At 41.2% G+C, this 22,591-nt stretch carries 20 protein-coding genes and 1 pseudogene; 2 read left to right on the top strand and 19 right to left on the bottom strand.

What is annotated here, in order from left to right; translation table 11 throughout:
- From glmU to AB4X21_RS03745, 13 genes and pseudogenes are all read right to left on the bottom strand, one after another.
- The gene (gene glmU, locus AB4X21_RS03805) at positions 1 to 1,380 is read right to left on the bottom strand and encodes a bifunctional UDP-N-acetylglucosamine diphosphorylase/glucosamine-1-phosphate N-acetyltransferase GlmU (protein WP_369088214.1); all 1,380 of its coding nucleotides are present in this window, start codon (positions 1,378 to 1,380) and stop codon (positions 1 to 3) included.
- Between the two features lie 403 nt (positions 1,381 to 1,783).
- A complete protein-coding gene (locus AB4X21_RS03800) occupies positions 1,784 to 2,224 on the bottom strand; it encodes an ASCH domain-containing protein (RefSeq protein ID WP_369088213.1) in 441 nt (146 codons plus the stop codon).
- Positions 2,184 to 3,068, bottom strand: a complete 885-nt coding sequence (locus AB4X21_RS03795; protein ID WP_369088212.1) for a putative PEP-binding protein — start codon at positions 3,066 to 3,068, stop codon at positions 2,184 to 2,186. The genes AB4X21_RS03800 and AB4X21_RS03795 overlap by 41 nt, the downstream gene beginning before the upstream one ends.
- A 41-nt stretch (positions 3,069 to 3,109) precedes the next feature.
- Entirely contained in the window at positions 3,110 to 3,838 is a 729-nt protein-coding gene (locus tag AB4X21_RS03790; protein WP_049473163.1) for a GNAT family N-acetyltransferase, read from the bottom strand.
- A 7-nt stretch (positions 3,839 to 3,845) separates the two neighbouring features.
- Positions 3,846 to 4,325, bottom strand: coding sequence for an NUDIX hydrolase (locus AB4X21_RS03785; protein WP_223325328.1), 480 nt, complete (start codon positions 4,323 to 4,325; stop codon positions 3,846 to 3,848).
- 99 nt (positions 4,326 to 4,424) lie between these two features.
- On the bottom strand, positions 4,425 to 5,627 hold the full coding sequence (locus AB4X21_RS03780; protein WP_369088211.1) for an ABC transporter permease: 1,203 nt from the start codon (positions 5,625 to 5,627) through the stop codon (positions 4,425 to 4,427).
- Between the two features lie 4 nt (positions 5,628 to 5,631).
- Positions 5,632 to 6,291 (bottom strand): ABC transporter ATP-binding protein, encoded by a 660-nt coding sequence (locus AB4X21_RS03775; RefSeq protein ID WP_049486387.1) that lies wholly within the window; start codon positions 6,289 to 6,291, stop codon positions 5,632 to 5,634.
- A gap of 381 nt (positions 6,292 to 6,672) precedes the next feature.
- Positions 6,673 to 7,371 carry a 3-oxoacyl-ACP reductase gene (locus AB4X21_RS03770; protein WP_369088210.1) on the bottom strand — a complete coding sequence of 233 codons (699 nt, stop codon included), beginning with the start codon at positions 7,369 to 7,371 and terminating at the stop codon, positions 6,673 to 6,675.
- Positions 7,364 to 7,600, bottom strand: a complete 237-nt coding sequence (locus AB4X21_RS03765) for a DUF2829 domain-containing protein (protein WP_000141913.1) — start codon at positions 7,598 to 7,600, stop codon at positions 7,364 to 7,366. Before AB4X21_RS03765 ends, AB4X21_RS03770 begins: the two co-directional genes overlap by 8 nt.
- A gap of 104 nt (positions 7,601 to 7,704) precedes the next feature.
- Positions 7,705 to 9,095 (bottom strand): annotated as a pseudogene (locus AB4X21_RS03760) (APC family permease).
- Between the two features lie 221 nt (positions 9,096 to 9,316).
- Positions 9,317 to 10,147, bottom strand: a complete 831-nt coding sequence (locus AB4X21_RS03755; protein ID WP_369088209.1) for a hypothetical protein — start codon at positions 10,145 to 10,147, stop codon at positions 9,317 to 9,319.
- Positions 10,144 to 10,944 (bottom strand): hypothetical protein, encoded by an 801-nt coding sequence (locus AB4X21_RS03750; protein WP_369088208.1) that lies wholly within the window; start codon positions 10,942 to 10,944, stop codon positions 10,144 to 10,146. The genes AB4X21_RS03755 and AB4X21_RS03750 overlap by 4 nt, the downstream gene beginning before the upstream one ends.
- A complete protein-coding gene (locus tag AB4X21_RS03745; RefSeq protein WP_369088207.1) occupies positions 10,941 to 11,267 on the bottom strand; it encodes a PadR family transcriptional regulator in 327 nt (108 codons plus the stop codon). Before AB4X21_RS03745 ends, AB4X21_RS03750 begins: the two co-directional genes overlap by 4 nt.
- Before the next feature lie 255 nt (positions 11,268 to 11,522).
- Between AB4X21_RS03745 and AB4X21_RS03740 the strand changes: the two genes are divergently transcribed.
- Complete coding sequence (locus AB4X21_RS03740) at positions 11,523 to 13,487, top strand: peptide ABC transporter substrate-binding protein (protein ID WP_369088206.1); 1,965 nt, start codon at positions 11,523 to 11,525, stop codon at positions 13,485 to 13,487.
- Positions 13,488 to 13,586: 99 nt separating this feature from the next.
- On the opposite strand, the gene AB4X21_RS03735 is transcribed toward AB4X21_RS03740, so the two are convergent.
- The 6 genes from AB4X21_RS03735 to AB4X21_RS03710 form a co-directional block, all read right to left on the bottom strand.
- The gene (locus tag AB4X21_RS03735) at positions 13,587 to 15,590 is read right to left on the bottom strand and encodes an FtsX-like permease family protein (RefSeq protein WP_369088205.1); all 2,004 of its coding nucleotides are present in this window, start codon (positions 15,588 to 15,590) and stop codon (positions 13,587 to 13,589) included.
- Positions 15,583 to 16,350, bottom strand: a complete 768-nt coding sequence (locus AB4X21_RS03730) for an ABC transporter ATP-binding protein (protein ID WP_369088204.1) — start codon at positions 16,348 to 16,350, stop codon at positions 15,583 to 15,585. The genes AB4X21_RS03735 and AB4X21_RS03730 overlap by 8 nt, the downstream gene beginning before the upstream one ends.
- Before the next feature lie 185 nt (positions 16,351 to 16,535).
- The gene (locus AB4X21_RS03725; RefSeq protein ID WP_155125560.1) at positions 16,536 to 17,153 is read right to left on the bottom strand and encodes a DUF1307 domain-containing protein; all 618 of its coding nucleotides are present in this window, start codon (positions 17,151 to 17,153) and stop codon (positions 16,536 to 16,538) included.
- 247 nt (positions 17,154 to 17,400) lie between these two features.
- Positions 17,401 to 18,519, bottom strand: a complete 1,119-nt coding sequence (locus tag AB4X21_RS03720) for a DUF4767 domain-containing protein (RefSeq protein WP_369088203.1) — start codon at positions 18,517 to 18,519, stop codon at positions 17,401 to 17,403.
- A gap of 74 nt (positions 18,520 to 18,593) precedes the next feature.
- Positions 18,594 to 19,457 (bottom strand): alpha/beta hydrolase, encoded by an 864-nt coding sequence (locus AB4X21_RS03715; RefSeq protein WP_369088202.1) that lies wholly within the window; start codon positions 19,455 to 19,457, stop codon positions 18,594 to 18,596.
- Entirely contained in the window at positions 19,444 to 20,733 is a 1,290-nt protein-coding gene (locus tag AB4X21_RS03710; protein ID WP_369088201.1) for a PTS transporter subunit EIIC, read from the bottom strand. The genes AB4X21_RS03715 and AB4X21_RS03710 overlap by 14 nt, the downstream gene beginning before the upstream one ends.
- A gap of 308 nt (positions 20,734 to 21,041) precedes the next feature.
- On the opposite strand from AB4X21_RS03710, the gene AB4X21_RS03705 reads away from it, so the two are divergent.
- Positions 21,042 to 22,436, top strand: coding sequence for an MFS transporter (locus AB4X21_RS03705; protein WP_369088200.1), 1,395 nt, complete (start codon positions 21,042 to 21,044; stop codon positions 22,434 to 22,436).
- The last annotated feature ends 155 nt before the right edge of the window (positions 22,437 to 22,591 follow it).

The following is a 22,591-nucleotide window of genomic DNA, read 5'->3' as shown; positions in this document are numbered from 1 at the left end:
CTATTTATTTTTAGGATGGTGTGGCAAGCGAAGGGCATATTCTTCTTTATTCACTTGACGGCCACGGCCAATCGCAATCGCATCAGCTGGTACATCCTTGGTAATGGTTGATCCAGCACCGACTAAGGAATTGTCGCCTAATTCAACTGGCGCAATGATCGTCGAATTGGAGCCGACAAAGACATTGTTTCCAATCGTCGTTTTAAACTTGTGTTGGCCATCATAATTCACTGTGATGGTTCCTGCACCAAAGTTGACGTTGCTGCCGACTTCACAGTTACCAATGTAAGTCAAATGACCAGCTTTGGTATTTTCGCCAATAGACGAACCTTTGACTTCGACAAAGTTTCCAATATGGACATCTTTGGCGAGGCTAGAACCTGGGCGAATATGAGCATATGGTCCTACCGTTACACCATCGGCTACCGTGCTCTCTTCAATCATAGAGTTAGTGATGACAGCACCTGCCCCAATTTCACTGTCCACAATATAGGTTCCATTAGTTAAAACTGTCTCAGCCCCAATTTTTGTGTGGCCTTTTAGGGTAACATTGGCTTCGATTTGCACTTCTGGTGCGATCTCAACATCGACATCGATATAGGCCGCATCTGGATCGACAAAGCTCACCCCATTGACCATGTGGGCTTGGTTAATGCGACGACGCATGATGCCTTCTGCTGTTGAGAGGGCCACGCGGTCGTTAACCCCAAGACTTTCATCAAAATCTTTGAGCGTATAGGCCCCTACTTTTTCACCAGCCTCACGGAAAATACCAATGACATCCGTAATATAGTATTCACCTTGGGCATTGTTAGTGTTGATATTTTTCAACGCTTCAAAGAGTCGTGCATTGTCAAAGACATAAGTCCCTGTATTGATTTCCTTGATTTGCTTTTCAAAATCTGTCGCATCTTTTTGCTCGACGATTCGAAGCACTTCCGCATTGTCATTGCGGACAATCCGGCCATAACCAAATGGATTGGCTGCTTCGGCTGTCAAAATGGTTGCCACATTCTTGTGATTAATATGGAAGTCAATCAAGTGTTTGAGGCTTTCACCCGTAATCAAAGGAGTATCCCCTGCAATGACGAGGGTGTGCCCTTCAAGACCTTCCAAGACTGGCTCAGCCATCATAACTGCATGACCAGTTCCTAATTGTTCGGTTTGCTTAACAAACTCTGTTTGTCCCGCTAAGACTTGCTCCACCAATTCTGCCTTGTGGCCCACAACCGTTACCGTCTTCTCAGGTGAGATGGCTCCAACACTACGGAAGACATGCTCCAACATAGAGATCCCAGCAACCTTGTGAAGAACCTTAGGCAAATCTGACTTCATACGGGTACCTTTCCCCGCTGCTAAAATAATGGCATAATTTGGCATAACATTTCTCTTTTCTGTACAATATCGCTTACATTATACCATTTTTTAGCCCTTTTGGAAAATAAGACCCAAATCAAAAAAACTCTCCAAAAAGGAGAGTCAGATTAAGATCAAATCTTCGTTGAGACTTTCCTTGGGTGAGTACGGACATTAGGTGAAATTATCCAGTGGATGATTTCAGCAATCCAGGAAGTTCCATGATTTAGTTTTGAACCTAAAGTTTCAAAACTCCCGAGCGCTTGAAACTTTTAGGTTTCAAGCGCTTTTCTCACAGCGGAAAGTCTCAAAAAATCTTTTAATAGTTCTAAGAACTGGGCAGTATTTTTAGCTTGTCACAATCACTAGGCCTATTTTGTATAAAAACAGTTATTCTTTTTTCTGATTTTCTAAATGGAGAGCGTATCTATAATGGATAAACCTTGCGAAATTCTTCTAAAACCACCTTGCTATCAGGTGTAAAAGTCAATCCTGCTTCTCCTAAGCAGTCTTTAAAAAAGTCTTCATGAACCTGACGCCAATAAGCTAGAGATTTGTCTCCTTCACCTTCCTTGTAGGCATGGTCAGCTGACACTTGATGAAAAGGCTGAACGGAAACCTTTGTAACTTCGACAATGCAGACAGCCCGATCTTGACTGTCTAAAATAACATCAAAGGTCCCTCCTTGGGGAAGGGGTTCGTCCTCTACTGCGTAGAGGTCGAAAGCTGAAGCTGTTGCTGTTTTTTCGCCTTTAAAGACCAGTTCCGCTAAAAGGTCTGGGTCCACTCCAAAAGCCCAGGCATCTATCTCATCTCCGATAGAGGGGTTAATTTTCTTGTAGGCATTCCACATTTCTTGCGGTGTCATGGGTTCTCCTTTGAAATTTTTTACTTTCTTCTTTTATATGTTTAAGATGGTCTGGATGGTCAATTTCTAAATCAAAAATCTCTGGAATAGAGCTGTAATGGAGAATACATTCGATACCCATCTGATTCATTTTTTGTATGAAAGAAGTATTCAGATAGCCTGCTACAGCAAAATCAATCTTGTTCTTCCTTGCTTTATCCTGCATCTGTTTCAGCATTTCTAACATAATGGGACTTTCCATATCATGCCATTGACTGTTCCTCACAGTCGCAAAAACAAAAGAAGTCAAATCATTCATTCCCACTACAATCTTTGAAATACCAGTTTCCAGTATCCTGTCCAAGTCAAAATAAGCTGACGGTAATTCAATCATTGTTCCAACTTTTCCAGTAAAACCATGCTGGCGCAACACTCTAATAGCTTGTCTTAATTGGTCGGCATCATTGACAAAAGGAAAAATAACAGACAAATTGGGATTGGTTTGATAAACTTCTGTAACAACATTTGCTTCAGCATGAAATTCATCCAAACACGCCAGTAAACGCCTGATACCTCTATATCCAAATAATGGGTGGCGTTCGTCAAAATACTCTTTAGTCCCGTCTAGACTATTTGCTTCTGCATTTGTTAACTCTGAAAAGCGATACCAGACTTCTTCATCTGAGTACAAATGACAAATAGTGTCTAGATAATCTTTCACAAATTGCTGACAACTTTTTAGCAGTATATTTTGACTGATCTCCCTCACCAAATATTCGCCACGAATCATACCAACATGATGAAATAGTTGTGGGTAAATTTTTTCAACAATTCTTTCGCCACTAAGAGCCAGTTGATTTTGCATAGCGATTCACCTCGTCTTAAAAGATACAATATTAGATATCATTATACGACACTTTCCTCTAGTTCAAAAGCTTCATAAGATTCAACTAATTCGTATCCTAAAAATTCTGCTACTTTTTTAGAAGCCTCGTTATGAGCATCCCAAAGTGGGAACATTTCTCTATTTAAAGCCTCTAGAATCATTGCAGCACCAAGTTTTTTAGCAAATCCCTTTCCTTGTTTGTCTGGTCTAGTTGCAACTTCCACTTCAACTGCTCCGTGGTAAACTAACCCTGAGGAAATCCCAGCAATCAGTTCATTATTTTTAAGAATAACAAAGCCAAATCCACCTTTTAAAGCAAAATCCTGGTAGGACTCAAAATCCCCCTGTAAATCTTGTGACCATTCTTCCTCAGAAAGATAGTTATAAATACGATTGTCAATAGGTACAATATTGTAACCTTCCTCTAAATGAGTAACTAGATCATTTAGAAATTCAACTTGAAAATTTGCCTTATCCTTAAAAGAATAGCGAGTAAAAGAAATTAACCCCACTTGCCGATGCAGAAAATCTTGCCACTTAGTGTCTTCTGAAATAATAATCTTATAATCTAAACCATATTGCCTAACAAAGTCTTCCCAAAATCTGGGATCCAACTCCCCTGCTAGGTATAGAAAATTCCCAATATCATAAAAGCTCGTTGTCCTATCACTGTTTCGATAAACAGTTCCAATTTGAGATTTAAGACCATAGAGAACCATATATTTCTTCCATGTTTTAAATAGTTCCATTCTCCCTCTATTTTACCTTCCAATTTCTATAGCTTATCAGTTCTAATTCTGGAAATCCTTCTAACTCTGCCTTTACCTTCAATACTAAGGGAGAAGCATTGTCTGCAGTAATTTCTTCCACATTCAACCAAATGGCATTGGCTGAATCATTGCTTCCATCAAGAACCTCCTGAGGAAGGGATTGTTGAGAGCTCTCGAAATCGAGTACGATATCATAAAAGGCCATGATATGATGCACTGCGAAGTCTTTCCCTTCTTCTTGAACCATCACGTCATACATCCTAGGATTAGCGTATCTGCTAATCGTATAGCCCGTCTCTTCCAGAACTTCTCGCTTGAGTGTTTCGGTCAGTCCCTCCCCTAGTTCCTGGCTACCACCCGGTAGATCAAAACGATGCTGATAAGGGCCTCTTGTTTTTTCAATGCAGAGCAGTTTCCCCTCTTGAAGACAGACTCCGTAGACACCAAAGTGATTTTTGATTTCCATCAAATCCTCCTACTTTCATTCAAAGCTCAGTCGATAGTGAAACCAGTATAGCTATTCTTTTTGCAACACCATCTCTTATTGACCCTAATCATTTCTTCTCTATTGATTTAATACTTTTTCAATATCAATTTTAGTAATTTTTCTAGATACCAATAATCCTGCAAAAACTGAAGTAAGTATCCCTATTAATACCGGGAACAACAATCTGCTAAGTTCAATATCTAGTGGCAATCCACTCAAAAAGATGATCAAATAAGAAATAGCAATTCCTATCACCAATCCCGCGCTTGTACCTCGTACTCCCATCATGAAGCTTTCAAATAAATATATTCTTTTTATCTGTCGATCAGATGCACCGATGATTTTAAAAGTTGCGATCTGTTTATGATTCTCCTGAATGGTAATGGCAAGAATATTGATGATATTAATAATCGCTACAATAGAGATAAGAACTATGATTAAGAGGATAAAAAGGTCGATGTAGGAAAACCATCTGGATAGCATATTGATAACATCCTGTTGTGTTGCTACAACAACATCTAATCCTGTTCCTGATAAAGATTGTTTTAAATTTTCATTTTTTAAAACAGTCTTTTCTATCTTCTTTGCTACTTCATTTAAATCGGTTCCATTTTTCACAGTAGCATTCAGATAATAAAATTTATTTGATGAAACGCTACTACTTTTTACATTGATTGCCATCATTTGATTTATTTCTGTTGGCAAGGTAGAAAATAACTGCGCTTCTTGCTTGTCTATAATGCCAGAAATTACAAACTTTTCATAATGATTATCAATCTTAATAGTCACCGTATCTCCGACATTCATTGATGTAGCCTTGTGTACGGAATCTCCGATTAATATTTCATTGTCCTTCTCTGGAAATTTTCCTTCAGCAATTCTAATATTCAGGTTTTTTAAATACTTTTCTTCTAGACAATGGATAGTATTGGAAACCGATGTCTTACCATTTTGGAATTTGATATCATCCGTAAATAATAGTTTTATACCAGTAATATTTTTTACTTCATCTATTTTTTTAACTCGATCAATATCTTCATTAGAAAATAAAGGCAAAGCTTTATAATTCAGAGAATTTTCTTTATTACCAAAGGCAACAGTAACAACATTTTTATTTGCTACAGTCATTTCTTTAATCATTTTATTATAGAAAGAATTAGAAATGAGCATCACTAAAACAATTAGTAAAACAGAGATCGCTATTGACAGTCGAACTAATCTATATCTTCGTTTGTTAACTTCTAAATCTCTTTTAGCAATGAATAATATGGAATGATTCATTTTATCATCTCCTTACGTACTCAATTTTGCCATCAACAACTGTGCAAATAGACTGCATACTATTCGCCACCTTATCACTATGAGTTACTGTTATAATCGTGATACCTAACTCCTCATTGATCCGCTTCAACAATTCTATTATATTTTGTTCGTTAGCAGCGTCTAAATTACCAGTAGGTTCATCCGCTATCAATATTTCTGGATTATTAATAAGAGCTCTTGCCAAAGCAACTCTTTGTTTTTCACCTCCACTAATCTTATCAATACTCTTACTTAACATTTCCTTTGAAAGACCTAGAGTGTTACAAATTTCGTTAATGTTATTCTCTCCATTTTCAAAAAAATATCTTGGAAGTAGAATATTCTCTTTCACCGTGAAACCTGAAATCAAATTAAAGTTTTGGAAGACACAGCCAATATTCCTACGCCTTACCTTACTCAAATTTTTCATATCTAAAATGGAACTACCACAGACTAAGATATCCCCCTCATTTAAACTGGTAATCCCTAATATTAATTTAACAAGAGTAGTTTTTCCTAATCCAGAACGGCCAACTATTGCAGTCGTGCTACCTTTTTTAAATTCAAAATTACAATTTTTGAAAATGTATCTGACATTCGATCCATCACTAAAACATTTAGTAACATTCACTAATTTAATCATGATTTCACCTTCATTCCACAATAACTTAGCAAATCAATTGTACTATTCGTTTCTTCTAAAACAATCTCTTAAGGTTTCAGGTAGCCCATTCAAAAAGTTCTTCTGAACTTACCCTCAGTTATCTTCATAATTGTTATTATTCCTGTCTTTTTTTGGTGAAAAAGGCTAGATCTCCATCGTGACCAATCATAAAGAAATCTGATTCATCCTGATCACTCTGGTAGGTTTAATTTCGTTCAGTAAGATCTTCTTTAGCATAGAGGTAAATACCTGTCTCACCACTGTCGTAACTCAATTGTCCACCTAGGTTTGATCCTCTTTCAGTAAGGAAAAAACAATTACATTTCTTAGCAAGATTTCGACTCCTGCTTTTTCATCCTCCTACTTCAAACTCCAGCCACCATCAATGGTCAAGATTTGCCCTTGCATGGCAGATGCCTTCCCGCTAGCCAAAAAGAGGCTGACTTCTGCCACTTCCTCTGGCTCAATCCAGCGCTTGATAGGCGTCTCACTGGCTACCCAGTCAGCCAAACCACCTGGTTCAAAGTCTGCTGCGGTCATGCCTGTTTTGACGGCTCCTGGTGCGATGCCAAAGACCTGAACCCCAGCTTCTGCATAATCCAGCGCCAACTGCTTGGTAAATCCAGCTAAGGCATGTTTGGACGAGGTATAGGCGTGACCGCCTCCTCCTGCCAGGCTAGAAGCAATGGAGCACATATTGATGGTGATACCTTTTTTATTCTCCAACATTTGAGTCAGATAATACCGCGTCAGCTCCACCGGAGTCACATAGTTGATCTCAAAGATCTCCTGAATCTCCTCAGCGCTTTGCTCCAGAAGCGGCTTGTAATCATCCAAAACTCCGGCTGTATTGCACAAGACCTCTACCTCAGGACACCAGTCAAAAATTGGCGTCAAATCAAGAGTTAAGTCCCGCTGCAAGAAGTGAAAATTACCTGCTAACTGGGGATCCGCTCCCTGGTCCACCCCATAGACCTGGTAGCCCTTTTCTAGAAAGAGACGAGCTTGGGCCAGACCAATCCCAGAACTCACGCCTGTAATCAAGACCCTTTTAGTCATGGACTTCCACCCAATCTGTCGCTAAAACATCACAAGGGGTTGGACTCCACATGGAGAAACCTTCACCCTCACCAGAGACGTTGATGAGGAAATAAGGCGTCACTTCTAGAGCCACCCCGTTTTGCTCAATGGTATCAAAGAGTTGGACGTAGTTTTCTGCCCCACCCCATCCTGTTCGTACATATTTTTTCTTAGCCTTTAAGCCTGGTAAAATCTCTTCAAATGTCATGTTTTTCTCCTTTGTTATCTAGTTAACTTTCTCCCTTTATTATATCAAAAAAAGAGCTTTCCCTATACAAAAAGCCAGAGTTCTTCTACTCTAGCTTTTATGTTTTATTGATTTTCTTCTGAATGGCGATAGCCATAACCGAAATAAATTCCAACCCCGATCAAGAGAGCAACTCCGAAGGCCAGCCAGGTCGATAGAGAATACTGGGTCATAAAGGACAGACAGACCACAATCGATAGGATTGGTAAGACTGGAACCAAGGGTGTTTTAAATTCACCAGGTCCAGGAGCCCCGTGTTCCTTGCGCAATTTCAAGAGGGCAAGGGCCAACATAACCAGGTAAGCCAAGGTACAGATATTTAAGAAGGAAGCGATGCTTGCAAGTGGAAAGACTCCACCAGCAATGGCTGCCATCGATCCAGCTACTAGTGTTGCATTTTTTGGAATTCTAGTTTTTGGATCGAGCTGTTTCATAGCTTTTGGCAAAAGGCCATCCCGCGCTAAACTGTAGATCATCCGTGAGAGGGCAAAGGTCATGGAAATGCAGACGGTAATCAAGGTCAAAATAGCTACTAGCGAGACATAATTTCCAGCCCATCCTGCACCGACCTGACGAAGGGCAAAGGCAACTGCATCTTCTACATTCAAATCCTTAAAAGGAACCATACCGGTCAACACCAAGGTCACTAAAATATAGAGAACCGTTGTGATCAAGAGACTCAGGACAATGCCTCGAGGAACGTTCTTTTGTGGTTCCTTGATTTCATCGACCGCCATTGAAATAGACTCAAAGCCAAGAAAGGCAAAGAACATAAGCGAAGCGCCAGCCATAATCCCTGTCTGGCCTCCATAGATTTCTCCAAAGCCATAAGGAGCAAAGTTTGCCCAGTTTCCAGGATTTAGATGGAAAATTCCAACAAGAATAAACAAGGCAAGAGCAGAAAACTTAAGTAAAACCAGCAAGGAATTAAAGCGTAAGACTGCCTTTGCATTCATGAGGACCAAGGCGGTGACCAAGACCATCACCAAAATCGGCAAGAGATCCACATAAGTCCCCGCTGCTGGGTCAAAAGTCCCATTTAAAGCAGTTGGCAGACTCCAGCCAAGATTGGCTAACAAACCTTTGAAATAAGCAGCCCAACCCGAAGCTACCCCTGATACGGCTGTCATAAACTCCATCACAGTCAACCAACCAGCAATCCAGGCTGGAAACTCTCCAAAGATGGCATAGAGATAACTATAGGCTCCCCCAGTTGCAGGGATCCGCGAAGCAAATTCTGCAAAAAAGAGAGCAGATAAGCCAACGCAAAATGCTGCAATCACAATGGAAACAATCAAGGCTGGGCCAGCTAAATTCGTCGCATAGTCCCCGTGATCGTAAAGATCCCTGTCCCCACCATGGCACCGATTCCTAAAATAATCAAATCCCACAATCGTAAATGACGGTTCAGACCCGGGTGTACTTGCCCGAGGCTTTTTTTTCGAAATATATTCATGTCGCTTCTCCCATCTAATTAGTTTATTCTATCATACTTGGAAGAGAAAAGAAAACATCGTTTCCGTTACCATCGGTCATCTTTGGAGCTTAAAAAGCGAACCAAGACTTAGTCCATCCACCCCCTCAAAGCAGGGCTTTGAGCAATCAACCACTGCGCCATGCAGTTATTTCTATCCACTATAAAGAGCTGGACAGTTTTTGCCCAGCTTCTTTTTCATTCTATTCACCATTTTCTGTCTTATTCTTTTTCAAAGAGCGAATCGTAAACCAATAATAAATAACCAGTCCCAAAACGATGATCACTGTTGGTAGAAGAATAGTCACACCAGGATTCTGAACTCCTTGCGCTAAGGTCCAGCGATGTAAGAATCCAACCACTAAAAAGGCGACGATAGGAAAGACGAAGGCTCGGCCAATCTCATCTTTCCATTGCCACAATATGAGGGCGCCACTAGCTCCTGTCATCAGGAGAGTATCCCATGGATTCGGTACTGTCAACCAAGCAAGAGCTGGTAAGAAACGGACCCCCACTATCTCACTAGCGAAATAGACTCCTAGAACGAAAATGACTGCTACATAAATTGCTTTTTTTGACTTTTCTTCTGCAAAAATGAGGCGACGAAGGAGATAGAATAATAGCCCAACAGCCAAAATTCCTAAAATAGCATCCGTTAGATAGACGAGCGGCTTAAGAACCAGGACTGCTTGTGAAGCAAAATCACTTAAGAGGCGATAAAAAATCACAATTCCCGAGATGATCGCCCCATATTTCAGAACGGAGCGCGTGGATTCTTTGGGCATATGTTCGATGATTTGGTCTGCCATTTCCTTTGGATCGAGACCAAAATAGTCCTTTGCTGTCAATCCATCTCCGCTTGCTTGCGAAAAATCTAGGGCTAGATTATAGACCTGCTCTCTTAAAGCCTTCTCCTCATATAAGAAACCGGCGAAATTGAAATAATCCCAGAGATCTTGGAAATAAGCTTGGTCCTCCTGACGAAAGGTTTGAACCAAAGCCTGCGTTTCTTCGTAATAAATAGCTGATTTCATATTGCTTTCCCCTTTCTTTGGAGACGAAATACAAGGAGGAACAGGACTAGTCCTATAAGAGGAAGTAGCCAGCCTATTAAATGAGCAGTTTCCTGATTCACAAGACGAATCCAGCATCCAGTAACTAGGAAAGTCAGCCCCAGTACTAGCAGACTCGTCATCAGGCGATCTCTGCTTCTATAAGCCATAACCGCAAACCCAAGTAGGACTAAGACAGCAAGAGCAATCGCCCAACTATCTGATAAGAAAACACTCCCAATGTGCCCAAAATAGATCGAAAATAGTCGTACGATGTTCAAAAACACTAGCAGGCTGATCACACTGAGAAAAATAGCCCAAAGACGCTTCATTTCTCCATAGCTCTGTTTGGACCAAAGCCACAGGATGAACTGATTGAATACCAAGAAATTGAGTAGAATGACAACATAAGTTAAGGGTTGTATTTTCAGTGGCATCATCCAGGTAAAATCCATTAAATAACGCATGCCAACTAAGATCCCTCCAAGTAGGAAGACGAGTCCCACATAAGATCCTAAAGAGCGTTTAGGCAAGTCTGAAAGAACTTGATCCACCATCGCCCGTGGATCCTTTCCAAAATAATCCACCGCCCGTATGCCTTCTTTCTCAGCAACTTTCAGGTCACAAACCATATTGTAGAGTTGTTCACCGAGTGCTTCATCATCATAAAAATAGGACTTGGCCCCAATATAGGCCACCATTTTCTTCATATAGACTTGATCATCCTTGTTTAGGTGCCTTAATTCAACTGACATTTTTTCTGTATAATCTTCTATCATTCTTCCCCCTCCTTTTTCACGCGCTCTACTTTACTAACCAAATCCTGCCACTGGTTCCAAAATTCCTCTAAGCGCTCTTTCCCAATATCACTTAAGGAAAAATACTTGCGATCGGGACCATCTGGAGAGGGTCTCATTTCCCCATAGATAATGCCTTGTTTCTCCAATTTTTGAAGCAGGGGATAAATGGTCCCTGCGACAATTTTGTCAAACCCCATCTCTTTAAGACTTTGGATCAATTCATACCCATAGATGGCCTTTTTGGAAATAATCTCTAGAACACAGCCCTCCAAGACTCCCTTTAGCAATTGGGACTCTTTCATCCTTCTCACCTCTTTCTTCGACAACTAGTTGGTTTTACATACTAGTTTCTTCACTATCAGTATACTCTTTCTCGACTAGTATGTAAAGCAAAATAGTAACTTTTTTAAAAAAATTTTTATTACTTAAAAATTCCTTAAAATCAAGGCTTTCACTGTATACCGGTGTGTAAATATGCAAAAAAAGTTCAAAAAACACTTTATTTTATAGATTGATTGGAGTATAATAATTAAAATTATACAAAAGGAGACACGAATATGAAAAAATCGAAGCTTGCTCTTTTAGCTGGTGTAGCCGCTGCTTCAACGCTTTTCCTTGCTGCATGTGGTTCATCTTCTAACTCATCAAAGGGAACAACCTACAACTACGTGTATGGTACAGACCCTGATTCCTTGAACTATTTGACTTCAAATCGTTCAACTACAAGCGACATTACAACCAACTTGGTCGACGGTTTGTTTGAAAACGACCAATACGGTAACCTAGTGCCTGCTCTTGCAGAGGACTGGTCCGTTTCAAAAGACGGTCTGACTTATACTTACAAGCTTCGAAAAGATGCGAAGTGGTATGATTCAGAAGGAAATGAATACGCTGACGTCACTGCACATGATTTCGTGACAGCTCTGAAATATGTAGCCGATAAAAAATCCGATGCTCTTTACTTGGTTCAAAACTCAGTCAAAGGCTTGGATAATTACGTAAACGGGAAAACTAAAGACTTCTCAACTGTTGGAATCAAGGCTGTTGATGATTATACTCTTCAATATACTTTGAACCAACCAGAATCTTTCTGGAATTCTAAATTGACCACTTCTACCATGATGCCGGTCAATGAAAAATTCTTGGAATCAGCTGGTAAGGACTTTGGTAGCGTGAAACCAAATGGTATCCTCTACAACGGTCCATACATTTTGAAATCCTTCACTTCAAAATCACAAATTGAGTTGGATAAAAACCCTGAATACTACGACAAGAAAAATGTTCACATCGATACTGTTAAATTAACGTACTTCGATGGATCAGACCAAGACTATCTTGCTCGTAACTTCTCAGATGGTAACCTATCTACTGCTCGTCTCTTCCCAACTAGCTCAACCTACAGTACGATTGAGAAGAAATTCAAAGATAACATCGTTTATACCCCACAAGACTCTACTGTTTACTACGCTTACTTCAACGTCAACCGTCAAAACTACGGTCATACTAAGAAGACATCGGATGAGCAAAAGAACAGCACCAAGACAGCTCTTCAAAACAAAAACTTCCGTCAAGCTTTGAACTTTGCTTTAGATAGAACTTCCTACAGCGCTCAAGTGAACGGAAAAGACGGAGCAACAAAAACTCTTCGTACCCTTCTAGTTCCACCGACATTTGTGCAAGCAGACGGGAAAGACTTCGGTACTCTCGTTGAAGAAAAACTTGCCGCAACAGGAGATGAGTGGAAAGGTGTTAGCTTCGCTGATGCTCAAGATAGCTTGCATAATGCAGATAAAGCCAAAGCAGAACTTGAAAAAGCTAAGGCTGAATTGCAATCGCAAGGTGTTCAATTCCCAATCCATATCGACTATGTTGTAGACCAATCTTCTAATGCTCTTGTCCAACAAGCAGACTCTATGAAGAGCTCAATCGAAGCGTCCCTTGGTAAAGACAATGTCGTGATCGATGTACAAAAATTGTCTACAGACGATGCTGATAACGCTACTTACTTTGCTCAATCACCAGACCAAAAAGACTTTGATATGGATATCACTGGTTGGGGACCTGACTTCCAAGACCCATCTACTTACTTGGATATCTTAAACCCAACAGATGGTTCAACCTTGACTGGTATGGGACTTGATCCTAAGAAAGACCAAGCGCTCATCGAGAAAATTGGTTTGAACGAATACAAAGCCTTGCTAGATGCTGCCAATGATGAAAAATTGGATACCAATGCACGTTATGAAAAATATGCTGCTGCCCAAGCTTGGTTGACAGAAAATGCTATGGTTCTTCCAATCTACTCTAAGGGTGGCGTTCCATCTATCACCAAGGTCACACCATTCTCAGCAGCAAATTCTGCAATTGGTATTAAAGGGGAAACAAGCTTCTTCAAATACCAAAAAGTTCAAGACAAGACTGTCACAACTGCGGACTACGAAAAAGCGTATAAGAATTGGTTGAAAGAAAAAGAAGAATCCAATAAAAAAGCGCAAGAAGAACTTGCAAAACACGTGAAATAATCACGATAGAAAACACCGAGGATTTGATCCTCGGTGTTTTTTGTGCTAACAAAATGTTGTATGTTTCATCTTATTTCTAATCTTTTATAGACTCGAACGCTATCTCACGACAATCTTCCGATAACTTCTAGAAGTCAGAAGAAAGACGAGAACATAAGAGATGAAAAAGACAGCGCAGATAGAAAGAGTTGTTTGAAGAACCAAGCCCGCATTGGTCGCTCCTAGGAGGGCAACGATCTTTGCGATCATCTTGTAGGCTACTCCTAGGTACAAGAAGGAGAAGAATAATGGGAGGAAAAAGACGGTGAGAATTTGTTTGCGAATGGTGGTGGACGTTTGCTTTTGGTCCAATCCTACTTGTTGTAAGATCACAAAATTTTCCCGGTCCTCATAGCCTTCTGAAATCTGCTTATAGTAAATGACGAGAACCGTAGCTAATAGAAAGATCACAGATAGGAAAACTCCAATAAAGAGCACTGTCCCTGCTGATTCACGCCAATCTTTCTCTATGCTGTATCGATCAATCCCACCAAAATAAGTCGCACCATATTGACTGATTTTGTCTGTCGAATACAGCTCTTTGGTCACGCCACCGGTGAAATCTTGGTTATCTTTATCTTTTGCGTTAATAGAAAATTCCAAATTTTTATCAACTTTTAGACCCAGTTGATTCAAGTCAGGGAGAACCAGGTACAAGCCCATTTGGTGTTGAAACAGGGCGTCTTGGGGGATCTTCCCTTGGATAAAATTGGAGTTTAGTTTTTCTTTAATCGTGAAAGTTTTCCCATTGATTTCTAATTGTGCGTCTAATCTTCCAGGATACTGATACCCATAAGCCAGGATTTCATTTTCCCCAAGCTCAACTTTTTGACCCGTCAGTTGCTCGTAAGTCGCCTGATCAAAAAAGTAGACTGTTCCCTCTGTCTTCATCTCCTGACCAGTTTCTTGATCGGACTGCTCATACACCTCTAAGCTCCTTCCATCAATCTTTCGAATTTCAGCAGACCAGTATGTTGTCTGTTCCACCTGATAATCTGATAGATGTGTCGCATCGGCTGTTTTCTTAATTTGGGCTTGAACATCCTTGATAACCGGTTCTGTCTCAACATCTGAAGGCATATGCCCCACACTAATCATGTAATCAGAAGGGTAAACAGTATCTAGGTAATTCTGCCCTCCAATAAAGAGATTGAGCGACCCGGTTAAGGTGACCAAGACCATGGTGGATAGAATACTAATGGTCGCGAGGCCCGCTGCATTTTTTCGCATCCGAGCTATTAAGTTAGAGACGGATATAAAATTCTCTGGCTTGTAATAATAGGATTTCCGACCTTTGAGAAATCTTAAGAAGGTAATAGAGCCTGCGTTGAATAAGAGATAAGTCGCAAGAATGACCAAGATGACGGCAATAAAGAATCCTTGAACAGCCGCAACTGGCCGCTCAACGGTTAGCGCTATATAAAAAGCAATTCCTAAGAGCCCTAGTCCTAACAGAGTTTGAACCAACAAGAAGCGTCCCTTCTTCTCCCCTGCCTTTTTCTGTTGCATGAGGTGGAGGGAACTGTAGCGCAAGAGACGGAAAGAATTCAACAAAAGAATGAGGCCAAAAGCTAAGGCTAACCCAAGTAAAGTGTTAAGAACAGCCCCTATCTGGAAGGTTGATTGAATGACGACTGGTAGACCCATACATTTTAGAAGCAAGGCGAAAATCAAGCGATCAAACAAGAGTCCCAAACCCAGTCCCGCGCCAACTGTGAGGATATAGAAGAAGAGCAATTCCCATAAGGTCATGACGAGAAGGTGCTTCTTCTCCATCCCCAAAACACTGTACAGTCCCAGTTCTTTGGAACGATTTTTCATGACATAGCCATTGGCATAAGCCACCAAAATGATGACGACCAGCTGGACGACGAAACTACCAAAACCAAGAACAGTTCTCGCCGATCCCCCTCCGTAAGAATCCTCTAAATGAGGAGTCGTTGCCAGCGCGATAAAGCTATAGAGGATCATGGTCGTTAAAATGACAGCTATAGCGAAAGGATAATACAACTTGCGATTTTGTTTGAGGTTGGAAAGTGCTAATTTACTTGTTAATTTAAACATCACGATCCTCCTTTCCCGCCATGACCGTCAGGGTATCTGAGATTTCTTGGAACATCTGACGCTCTGTCTTTTCTCCGCGGAAGATCTGGTTGTAGAGAATCCCGTCCTTGATGAAGAGCACGCGCTTGGCTCGAGCTGCCGCTGCGGTTGAGTGGGTCACCATGAGAATGGTTTGCCCTATGGTATTGATATCTTCAAAGACATCTAGCAAAGCTGCAGAAGACTTGGAATCCAGCGCCCCTGTTGGCTCATCGGCCAAGAGGATTTCAGGTGAGGTGATGATGGCCCGTGCTACGGCCACCCGTTGTTTTTGCCCACCAGAGATTTCGTAGGGATATTTTTCAAGCAGTTGGTGAATGCCCAACTCCCGACTGACGCTATCCACCTTGCTCATCATTTCCTTGACTGGTCTGCGAGAGAGGACGAGAGGCAAGAGGATATTGTCCTTGACAGACAAGGTATCGAGCAGGTTGAAATCTTGAAAGACAAAACCAAGTTTTTCGCGACGGAAGCTCGAAGCGTCCTTGTTCTTGATGGTGGAGGTGACGGTGCCATTGAGGTAAACCCGCCCTTCGGTTGGCTGGTCCAGCATGGCTAGGATGTTGAGAAGGGTGGATTTCCCGGATCCTGATTCCCCCATGATAGCGACGTATTCCCCCTTCTCAACGGTAAAATGGATATCCTTTAAGGCTTCAACCTGCGTCCCTTGAAAGCGGGTTTTGTAGATTTTTTTGATATGTTGAACGTCTAGTAGGGTCATGGTCCGTTCCTTTCTAGCTCGATAAAAGCTTCAATCGATTTTTACAAATCTATTGTACTAAAACTGAAACGCTTTCACCATAACATAACCTTACATTTTACCCTTTATTTCTTACATTTTTGTAAGAAAGCAAAAAGAGAGCGACGGATTCAGTCGCTCTCCATTCCATTTTGGACATCTAAACACTATTTTTCGACCATACCGCTTTTAATGAAAAGCTCTTTAGCTTTAGAATAGCTGATTGTATTGTCGGCTTCTAGGTTCAGAGTAGGGATTATTTCTTTTAATTTTTTAATATCTACTTTGGTGTAATCAATTGTATTGGTGATATAGAAGATACCGTCTTTGTATTCTGATGTCAGTTCAAATCCATGTCCCATCAGATCTTTAAATTTTTCTTGGTTCCTAGCAACGGCTTCTTTCATTGATTGAAGAGGGTTATCGCCAGCTACTTTTGAGACATCGTAATCATCAACTTTTTCTTGTACTAACAAGGTATCTCCCTTGTAATACAAGGTGATGATTGACTTACCTGCTTCATCACTCGTTTCGAGAACGGTTTTTTGAGCATCTGCGATAGAGTCCTCTTTTTTACTATCATCTTTTTTTGAATCTTTTGTCTTATCATTAGCAGATGATTTTGATGAATTGCTTGATTTGCTTTCTGAACTAGATGACTTTTCTACCTTACTTGAAGAAGACTTTGCATCTTTGCTTGATGATTCTGAAGCAGTTTTGCCAGAACATGCTACTAATGTTGCGACTGATAAGAGAGCCACGCCTGCTGTGAGAAGTTTTTTCATAATTTTTCTCCTATAGATATTGATTGATTATATTTTAAGATGAAATCTTTTTATTGTCAAATATTTTATGTACTTGATCCTTCTTATACCAGTTTTTATCACTAACTCTTAACATGTTTCGCCATCCAATTCACAAAACCCAGAAAATAAATTTTTATTCATTCCGCATATAAAATAAAAGATTAGACAAAACGTCCAATCTTTGATGAATGATTGAAAGAACTGAATAAGCCCGTATTTCTTTTTTTCATTGATGAAGTAATTGATTGAACTCTTCTTGAAGTTCCTTGTTGTCCGTTGGTTTTAGATACATCTTTCCACCATTGGTCGTGGGAGAATGAAAGACAATGGCTTCTCCTGTATCTGTAATGGCAAAGAAATAACTATGCACATCTGGATACTTGTCCCAATTGCTATAGCGTTCCACGATTCTGTATTTTGCATTTCCCTGACCAGTTTCTGTATAAATGGCATCCATCTTGCTATTTTCCCCTAGAGTATAGAGGTTGTCTGGTCCTACATCACCGCCAGCAATACCTTTTTGATAGTTGGGTTGTCCCATCTTTTCACCCCAGGTCTTCATAAATTCTGCTAATTTTGCTGATTTTTCTGCATTCCAAGGCGTTTTTCCCTGGCTTTGGCTATTTCCCGCTGATGGTGTGCTGTCAAAAGTTTGCCAGTCAAACCTCTTGAGATCCCATTTTTCCTCATTCGATTTTCCAAAGAGGGCATTCAGATCCGACCCCGGTACTTGGACTTCTTCTTCCTGGACTTTGGTAGCGGCTTGAGGTGCCTTTTCTATCCGTGAGAGCACAGCTACACCACGGCCAGTTCCTGACATCCAGCTGACTTCTAAGACTTCTCCTCCCTGATAGAGGGTCGTCGCATTGCGCGCTCCACCGTGTCCAGCGACGAAACCTTCAGCTAGCAGAGTCGGTTTTTGGTCCTTGAGGTAATAAACTCCTGTCACAAAGTAGCTTCCATTGGTCTGCTGATTGGCGATGATCATCTCATCTACCCCATCGTTATTTAAGTCCTTAAAGGCATAGTAAACGGCATCTGGCTGATTGATCACGGTCTCGATCACCCAGCTATTGATCATCCGATCTTCTTTGGCTAATGCATCATTCAATTTGGAAATGGCGTCTAAATCTTTTGAAGTGGCAAAAATCTTTTGATAGTCTGAAAAAACAGACTGGTATAATTGTTTGTTATCTGCTTTTTTCGCTTGTTTTTTTGCTGAAGTCTGGCTCGTTGCAGTCTCTTTTTTAGGACTGGACTGGCGCTGGTATCTCTGGTAACATCCTGTCAACAAAAGCATACTTGAAGCCACTAAGCCCAACTGCATCCATTGTTTTCTTTTCATCTGAACTCCTTAGTCTCCCTTGTTTTCACTGATCTTCATTATACTAAAAAAAAGGTGAGGAAGGAATCCCTTCTTCACACTTGGTTTATTTTATTCGGTTTGGCTCGACGATCCGTTTGACTTTCAATATGCCCTTTCACCAAGGCAACCACCTCATCATTGGTTGGAAGGTCCGAGTGCTGGGCATCTTCCCCCGTCACCGTAATCTCCGTATAGCTAGCTGCTTGGTTTTGGTAGATATATTTCCCAGCGGAAACACTGGCATCTGGGACCAACTCATCTGAATCATAGGTAATAGTCCCTGCTACTGAATACATATGAAGGGTTGTGGGGATGGCTTCTTTTCCCTTGATAAAGTCAGCCAACATCTCAGATTTATTTTTGATATTGGTCTCCGTGAAATTATAGGGAGTTCCGATGGTCATGAGGGTCTTGAGATCTATATCATAATCCCCCAGATAATTTTCAATAAAGGCTGTATAAATCAAGCCACCGTTGGAATGACCCAAGCCCTTAAAATTATTAAAATTGTATTTTTCTTGAAGGGCTTCGAAGGCTTGATTAAATAGTTTGGCTTGCTTTTTAATGTTGCTATAGCCATCTTTGTTATTTTCAAAACCAACCACAATTACCGGCTCATTGTCCTTGGCATCAATACTACCACTATAGGTGATATGCCCATCATTCCAAACCTTAACCTTAAGTAGACTGTGTTTGGTTCCTTGGCGGTCTTGGTTGAGCTTGGTCACCAAGCCATCAAAGCGGTTCTCTGTCGCAGAGCTTCCCGGGATCATGATGATGGGCGACAGTTTAGAATTATAAAATTTCTCGATTTTTGAAACATTGGTCCGAGTCCAGCTATAAGAAGGAATGGCTAAAGCGATTAAGAAAAGACTGACCAAAGTAAGGACGATCGCTGTTTTTTTAGATGGCTTCATCGCTTTCTCCTTTCACTTTTAAATCTTTTCGAATACGATTTCCCATACAGACAAATGGTAGATAAAGGAGCACATCGACGGCAAAACAAAGTATACTGACAGCTAAAGCCCTCAGACTTCCTCCGGTTCCAATAAAGGCATAGAGAAGACTCGGCGTCCCATCTGGCACTGGATAAACAGTCGCCGGCATCAGTTTGAAGCACAAAGCAACAGTCGCTATCACCATATTCACCAAAGGAATCAATAGGAAGGGAATCACATAAAGTAGATTGAGAAGGACTGGTATGCCTACCATGAAGGAAGCCCCATTGTTAAAGAGACTTGGAAAAATACTGAGGAGACTAACTTTCTTGTCCTTTTGACTTCGCGAAACCAACAGGATCGCCAAAAGCGCTAGGACAGCTCCAACACCGGACACCAGACCAAAACTGCGGTACAAATTGGTCAAGGTATAGAGATGAGGAATACCTGTCGTTGTATGATGCGTCACAGCGTAGGTGAGATTTTCCAAAGCAAAGTTATCATCCGCAATTGAGTTCAAGGCAAAGGCTTGACTATTTCCAAACCAAGCATATAGGCTACTGAAAAGACCCATGACGAAGGTGGATAAGAGATGATGACTGCTTACCGTGAGAGAAGCCAAGAACTGTCGGATAGTCTGAAAAATATTAAATTGGTTCCCAAGAACCAAAAGAAGATTTAGGCTGACCCCTAGAACTAAGGATAAGAAAATGGGACGCACCGTCTTGGGCTGATAGATGAAATCCTTGTCTACGATCTGGTCGTCACTGGCCTTAGATAGACGAAAGATCTGCCCGATTAGATAGCCTAAAAAAATCGCTAAGACGATATTGGTCGTCGCAGGTAAGTTGATACGCGTCAGTTGCCCGTCATGGAGGGGGCCCACCAACAATTCCTGAGAGCCTACTATTAGACTGACCAAAAGAGCTGTCACTCCAGCTGTCCCTGTACTTCTACCATAGTGCCCAGCTGTATATTTTCCAGCGAAGTAGGTCACTAAAGGCCCAGCTAGACCTCCTAAAAAATTGGAAAAATTAATGAGGACTTGACTAATGGCCTGATCCCATGGCAACCAGCTATCCATCGAAAAGAGCTGATGGATATAGCCTCGATCGGAGAAGACCGATAGAGCGATCACCCGAATGATTCCTGAAAATAGAAAAAAAGGAAATAAGGAAACCAGAGTTTTCTGGGAAATTTGAATCAAACTTTTTTCTCGTAACCAGAAAAACTTCTGGACTAAATACTTGGTCATGGGGCCTCCTGTTCGAGTTGATTGACTTATTCACATTGTTTACTTTTCCATTATTATACCATACTGGCGAGCCTTTCCTTTCGTTTGGAAAGATGTCATCATTTGAGAACGCTGTTAATATTTTCAAAACTTTTCAAAAACTCTTTGACAGGGGTCTTCATTTCCTCTATACTATTTGTTAGCTAACAAAACGATGGATCAGGTTACCGTTGGTCTTGCTATGCTACCTGACGGAAAATCAGATCTTTACCATGATTTTTATACCATAGTCCATATCTTTAGGAAGATTTAGGAGGAATCAGACACCGATGTCACAAGAAAAAATTTCAGCCAAGGTCCTATACGCTATTTTTGCAACAGGGATCCTTTCCTTTTGCGGGGTGGCTGGAGAAACTGCCATGAATATCACCTTCCCAATATTGATGAAGGAATTTGAGATCAATACCGCAACCGTCCAGTGGGTCACCACCATCTATCTTCTAGTGGTTGCCTGTGTAGTCCCCTTATCTGCCTACCTCAAACGCTCCTTCAAAATGAAGTCCATCTTTTTAGTTGGAAATCTTCTGTCTGTTTTAGGTGTTCTCATTGACTTCCTAGCTCCAAGTTTTGGCTTTGTGGTTTTGGGTCGATTGGTTCAAGGAATGGGGGTTGGTTTTGCTCTTCCTCTGATGTTTAATATCATTTTAGAGCAGGTCCCAAAACGCAAGATCGGTCTCATGATGGGAGTGGGTACCCTAATTACAGCCATCGCTCCCGCCATTGGGCCTACTGTCGGTGGTCTCTTGACTGCTAACTTCGGTTGGCGGTCCATCTTTTTGGTTCAATTCCCGATCCTTCTAGCTTCGCTAGTTGCAGGGCTTCGCTCCATCGAACAAATCAGTACAGTCAAGCGGAAAACGCTTGATATCATGAGCCTTCTCGCCATTATTGCTTCATTTTTAGGCTTGATTTTAGGCATTCACGGACTCTCTGACCATGCTTTCTTTAGTTTTTTCGTCCTTGGTTGGCTGGTGATTGGGTTCTTGGGACTGGTTCTCTTAGTTCGGCGGTCTAATCAGTTAGAGACTCCCATTATCAACCTTGCCATCTTAAAGAACCATCTCCTTACTGGCCATGTTCTTGCCTTTTTCACTTTCCAATTAGGATCTCTGGCCATGAGTTTCCTCTTGCCCAATTATGTCCAATTGGTCAACCACTCGAGCACCACGCTTGCAGCCTTGATGCTACTTCCAGGAGCCATCATTGGAGCAGGTTTTGCTCCTTTCTCCGGCCTCATTCTAGATAAACTAGGCGCCCGCAAACCAATTCTCCTTGGAGCTGGTTTGATCCTTCTGGCTCATTTCTTCTTCACACTATTTGGCTTGAAGTTATCAAATGTCTTGATTCTTGTCTTTTACATGATCTTCATGACCGGTATGGGTCTTACCTTTGGCAATATCATGACCAACGGACAAAAACAACTCTCTCTGGAAGAGCAACCCGATGCGAACGCGATCTTTAACACCCTGCAACAATTTGCAGGCGCTGTCGGAACAACCCTGGCTTCGCTGATTGTTGCCATGAGCCAAGCTAATCAAAAGATGGACTTCACCCAAGCCACTGCTAAAGGAAGTCGCAACGGTTTCATGGTCCTATTTGCCTTAGGCATCTTCCAACTCCTTCTCTTATTTTGGGTTGTCGGAAAAGAAAATGAAACCAACTAATTTATCTCATCAAAAAAAAGCTGGGAATAAACTGTCCAGCCTTCGATCTTTGATAGAAATAACTGTATGACGCAGTGGTCGATTGGCATCTTTGTTCGCTTGATTAAGCTCCAAAGATGACCTAATCAACTGTGCGGGGGTGGGAAAACGAACTC

Origin of the sequence: Streptococcus sp. CP1998, from assembly GCF_041026655.1 — a bacterium.
Lineage (GTDB): Bacteria > Bacillota > Bacilli > Lactobacillales > Streptococcaceae > Streptococcus > Streptococcus dentalis.
This window is presented reverse-complemented; position numbering and strand designations above follow the sequence as displayed.

Bases quoted from the DNA above. Each gene is read 5' to 3' on its own strand.
- AB4X21_RS03740 (WP_369088206.1), top strand. From the start codon at position 11,523: ATGAAAAAATCGAAGCTTGCTCTTTTAGCTGGTGTAGCCGCTGCTTCA.
- AB4X21_RS03755 (WP_369088209.1), bottom strand. From the start codon at position 10,147: ATGAAATCAGCTATTTATTACGAAGAAACGCAGGCTTTGGTTCAAACC.
- AB4X21_RS03710 (WP_369088201.1), bottom strand. From the start codon at position 20,733: ATGACCAAGTATTTAGTCCAGAAGTTTTTCTGGTTACGAGAAAAAAGT.
- AB4X21_RS03735 (WP_369088205.1), bottom strand. From the start codon at position 15,590: ATGTTTAAATTAACAAGTAAATTAGCACTTTCCAACCTCAAACAAAAT.
- AB4X21_RS03795 (WP_369088212.1), bottom strand. From the start codon at position 3,068: ATGCAAAATCAACTGGCTCTTAGTGGCGAAAGAATTGTTGAAAAAATT.
- AB4X21_RS03785 (WP_223325328.1), bottom strand. From the start codon at position 4,325: ATGGAAATCAAAAATCACTTTGGTGTCTACGGAGTCTGTCTTCAAGAG.
- AB4X21_RS03790 (WP_049473163.1), bottom strand. From the start codon at position 3,838: ATGGAACTATTTAAAACATGGAAGAAATATATGGTTCTCTATGGTCTT.
- AB4X21_RS03750 (WP_369088208.1), bottom strand. From the start codon at position 10,944: ATGATAGAAGATTATACAGAAAAAATGTCAGTTGAATTAAGGCACCTA.
- AB4X21_RS03745 (WP_369088207.1), bottom strand. From the start codon at position 11,267: ATGAAAGAGTCCCAATTGCTAAAGGGAGTCTTGGAGGGCTGTGTTCTA.
- AB4X21_RS03720 (WP_369088203.1), bottom strand. From the start codon at position 18,519: ATGAAAAGAAAACAATGGATGCAGTTGGGCTTAGTGGCTTCAAGTATG.
- AB4X21_RS03725 (WP_155125560.1), bottom strand. From the start codon at position 17,153: ATGAAAAAACTTCTCACAGCAGGCGTGGCTCTCTTATCAGTCGCAACA.
- AB4X21_RS03780 (WP_369088211.1), bottom strand. From the start codon at position 5,627: ATGAATCATTCCATATTATTCATTGCTAAAAGAGATTTAGAAGTTAAC.
- AB4X21_RS03775 (WP_049486387.1), bottom strand. From the start codon at position 6,291: ATGATTAAATTAGTGAATGTTACTAAATGTTTTAGTGATGGATCGAAT.
- glmU (WP_369088214.1), bottom strand. From the start codon at position 1,380: ATGCCAAATTATGCCATTATTTTAGCAGCGGGGAAAGGTACCCGTATG.
- AB4X21_RS03715 (WP_369088202.1), bottom strand. From the start codon at position 19,457: ATGAAGCCATCTAAAAAAACAGCGATCGTCCTTACTTTGGTCAGTCTT.
- AB4X21_RS03765 (WP_000141913.1), bottom strand. From the start codon at position 7,600: ATGACATTTGAAGAGATTTTACCAGGCTTAAAGGCTAAGAAAAAATAT.
- AB4X21_RS03800 (WP_369088213.1), bottom strand. From the start codon at position 2,224: ATGACACCGCAAGAAATGTGGAATGCCTACAAGAAAATTAACCCCTCT.
- AB4X21_RS03770 (WP_369088210.1), bottom strand. From the start codon at position 7,371: ATGACTAAAAGGGTCTTGATTACAGGCGTGAGTTCTGGGATTGGTCTG.
- AB4X21_RS03705 (WP_369088200.1), top strand. From the start codon at position 21,042: ATGTCACAAGAAAAAATTTCAGCCAAGGTCCTATACGCTATTTTTGCA.
- AB4X21_RS03730 (WP_369088204.1), bottom strand. From the start codon at position 16,350: ATGACCCTACTAGACGTTCAACATATCAAAAAAATCTACAAAACCCGC.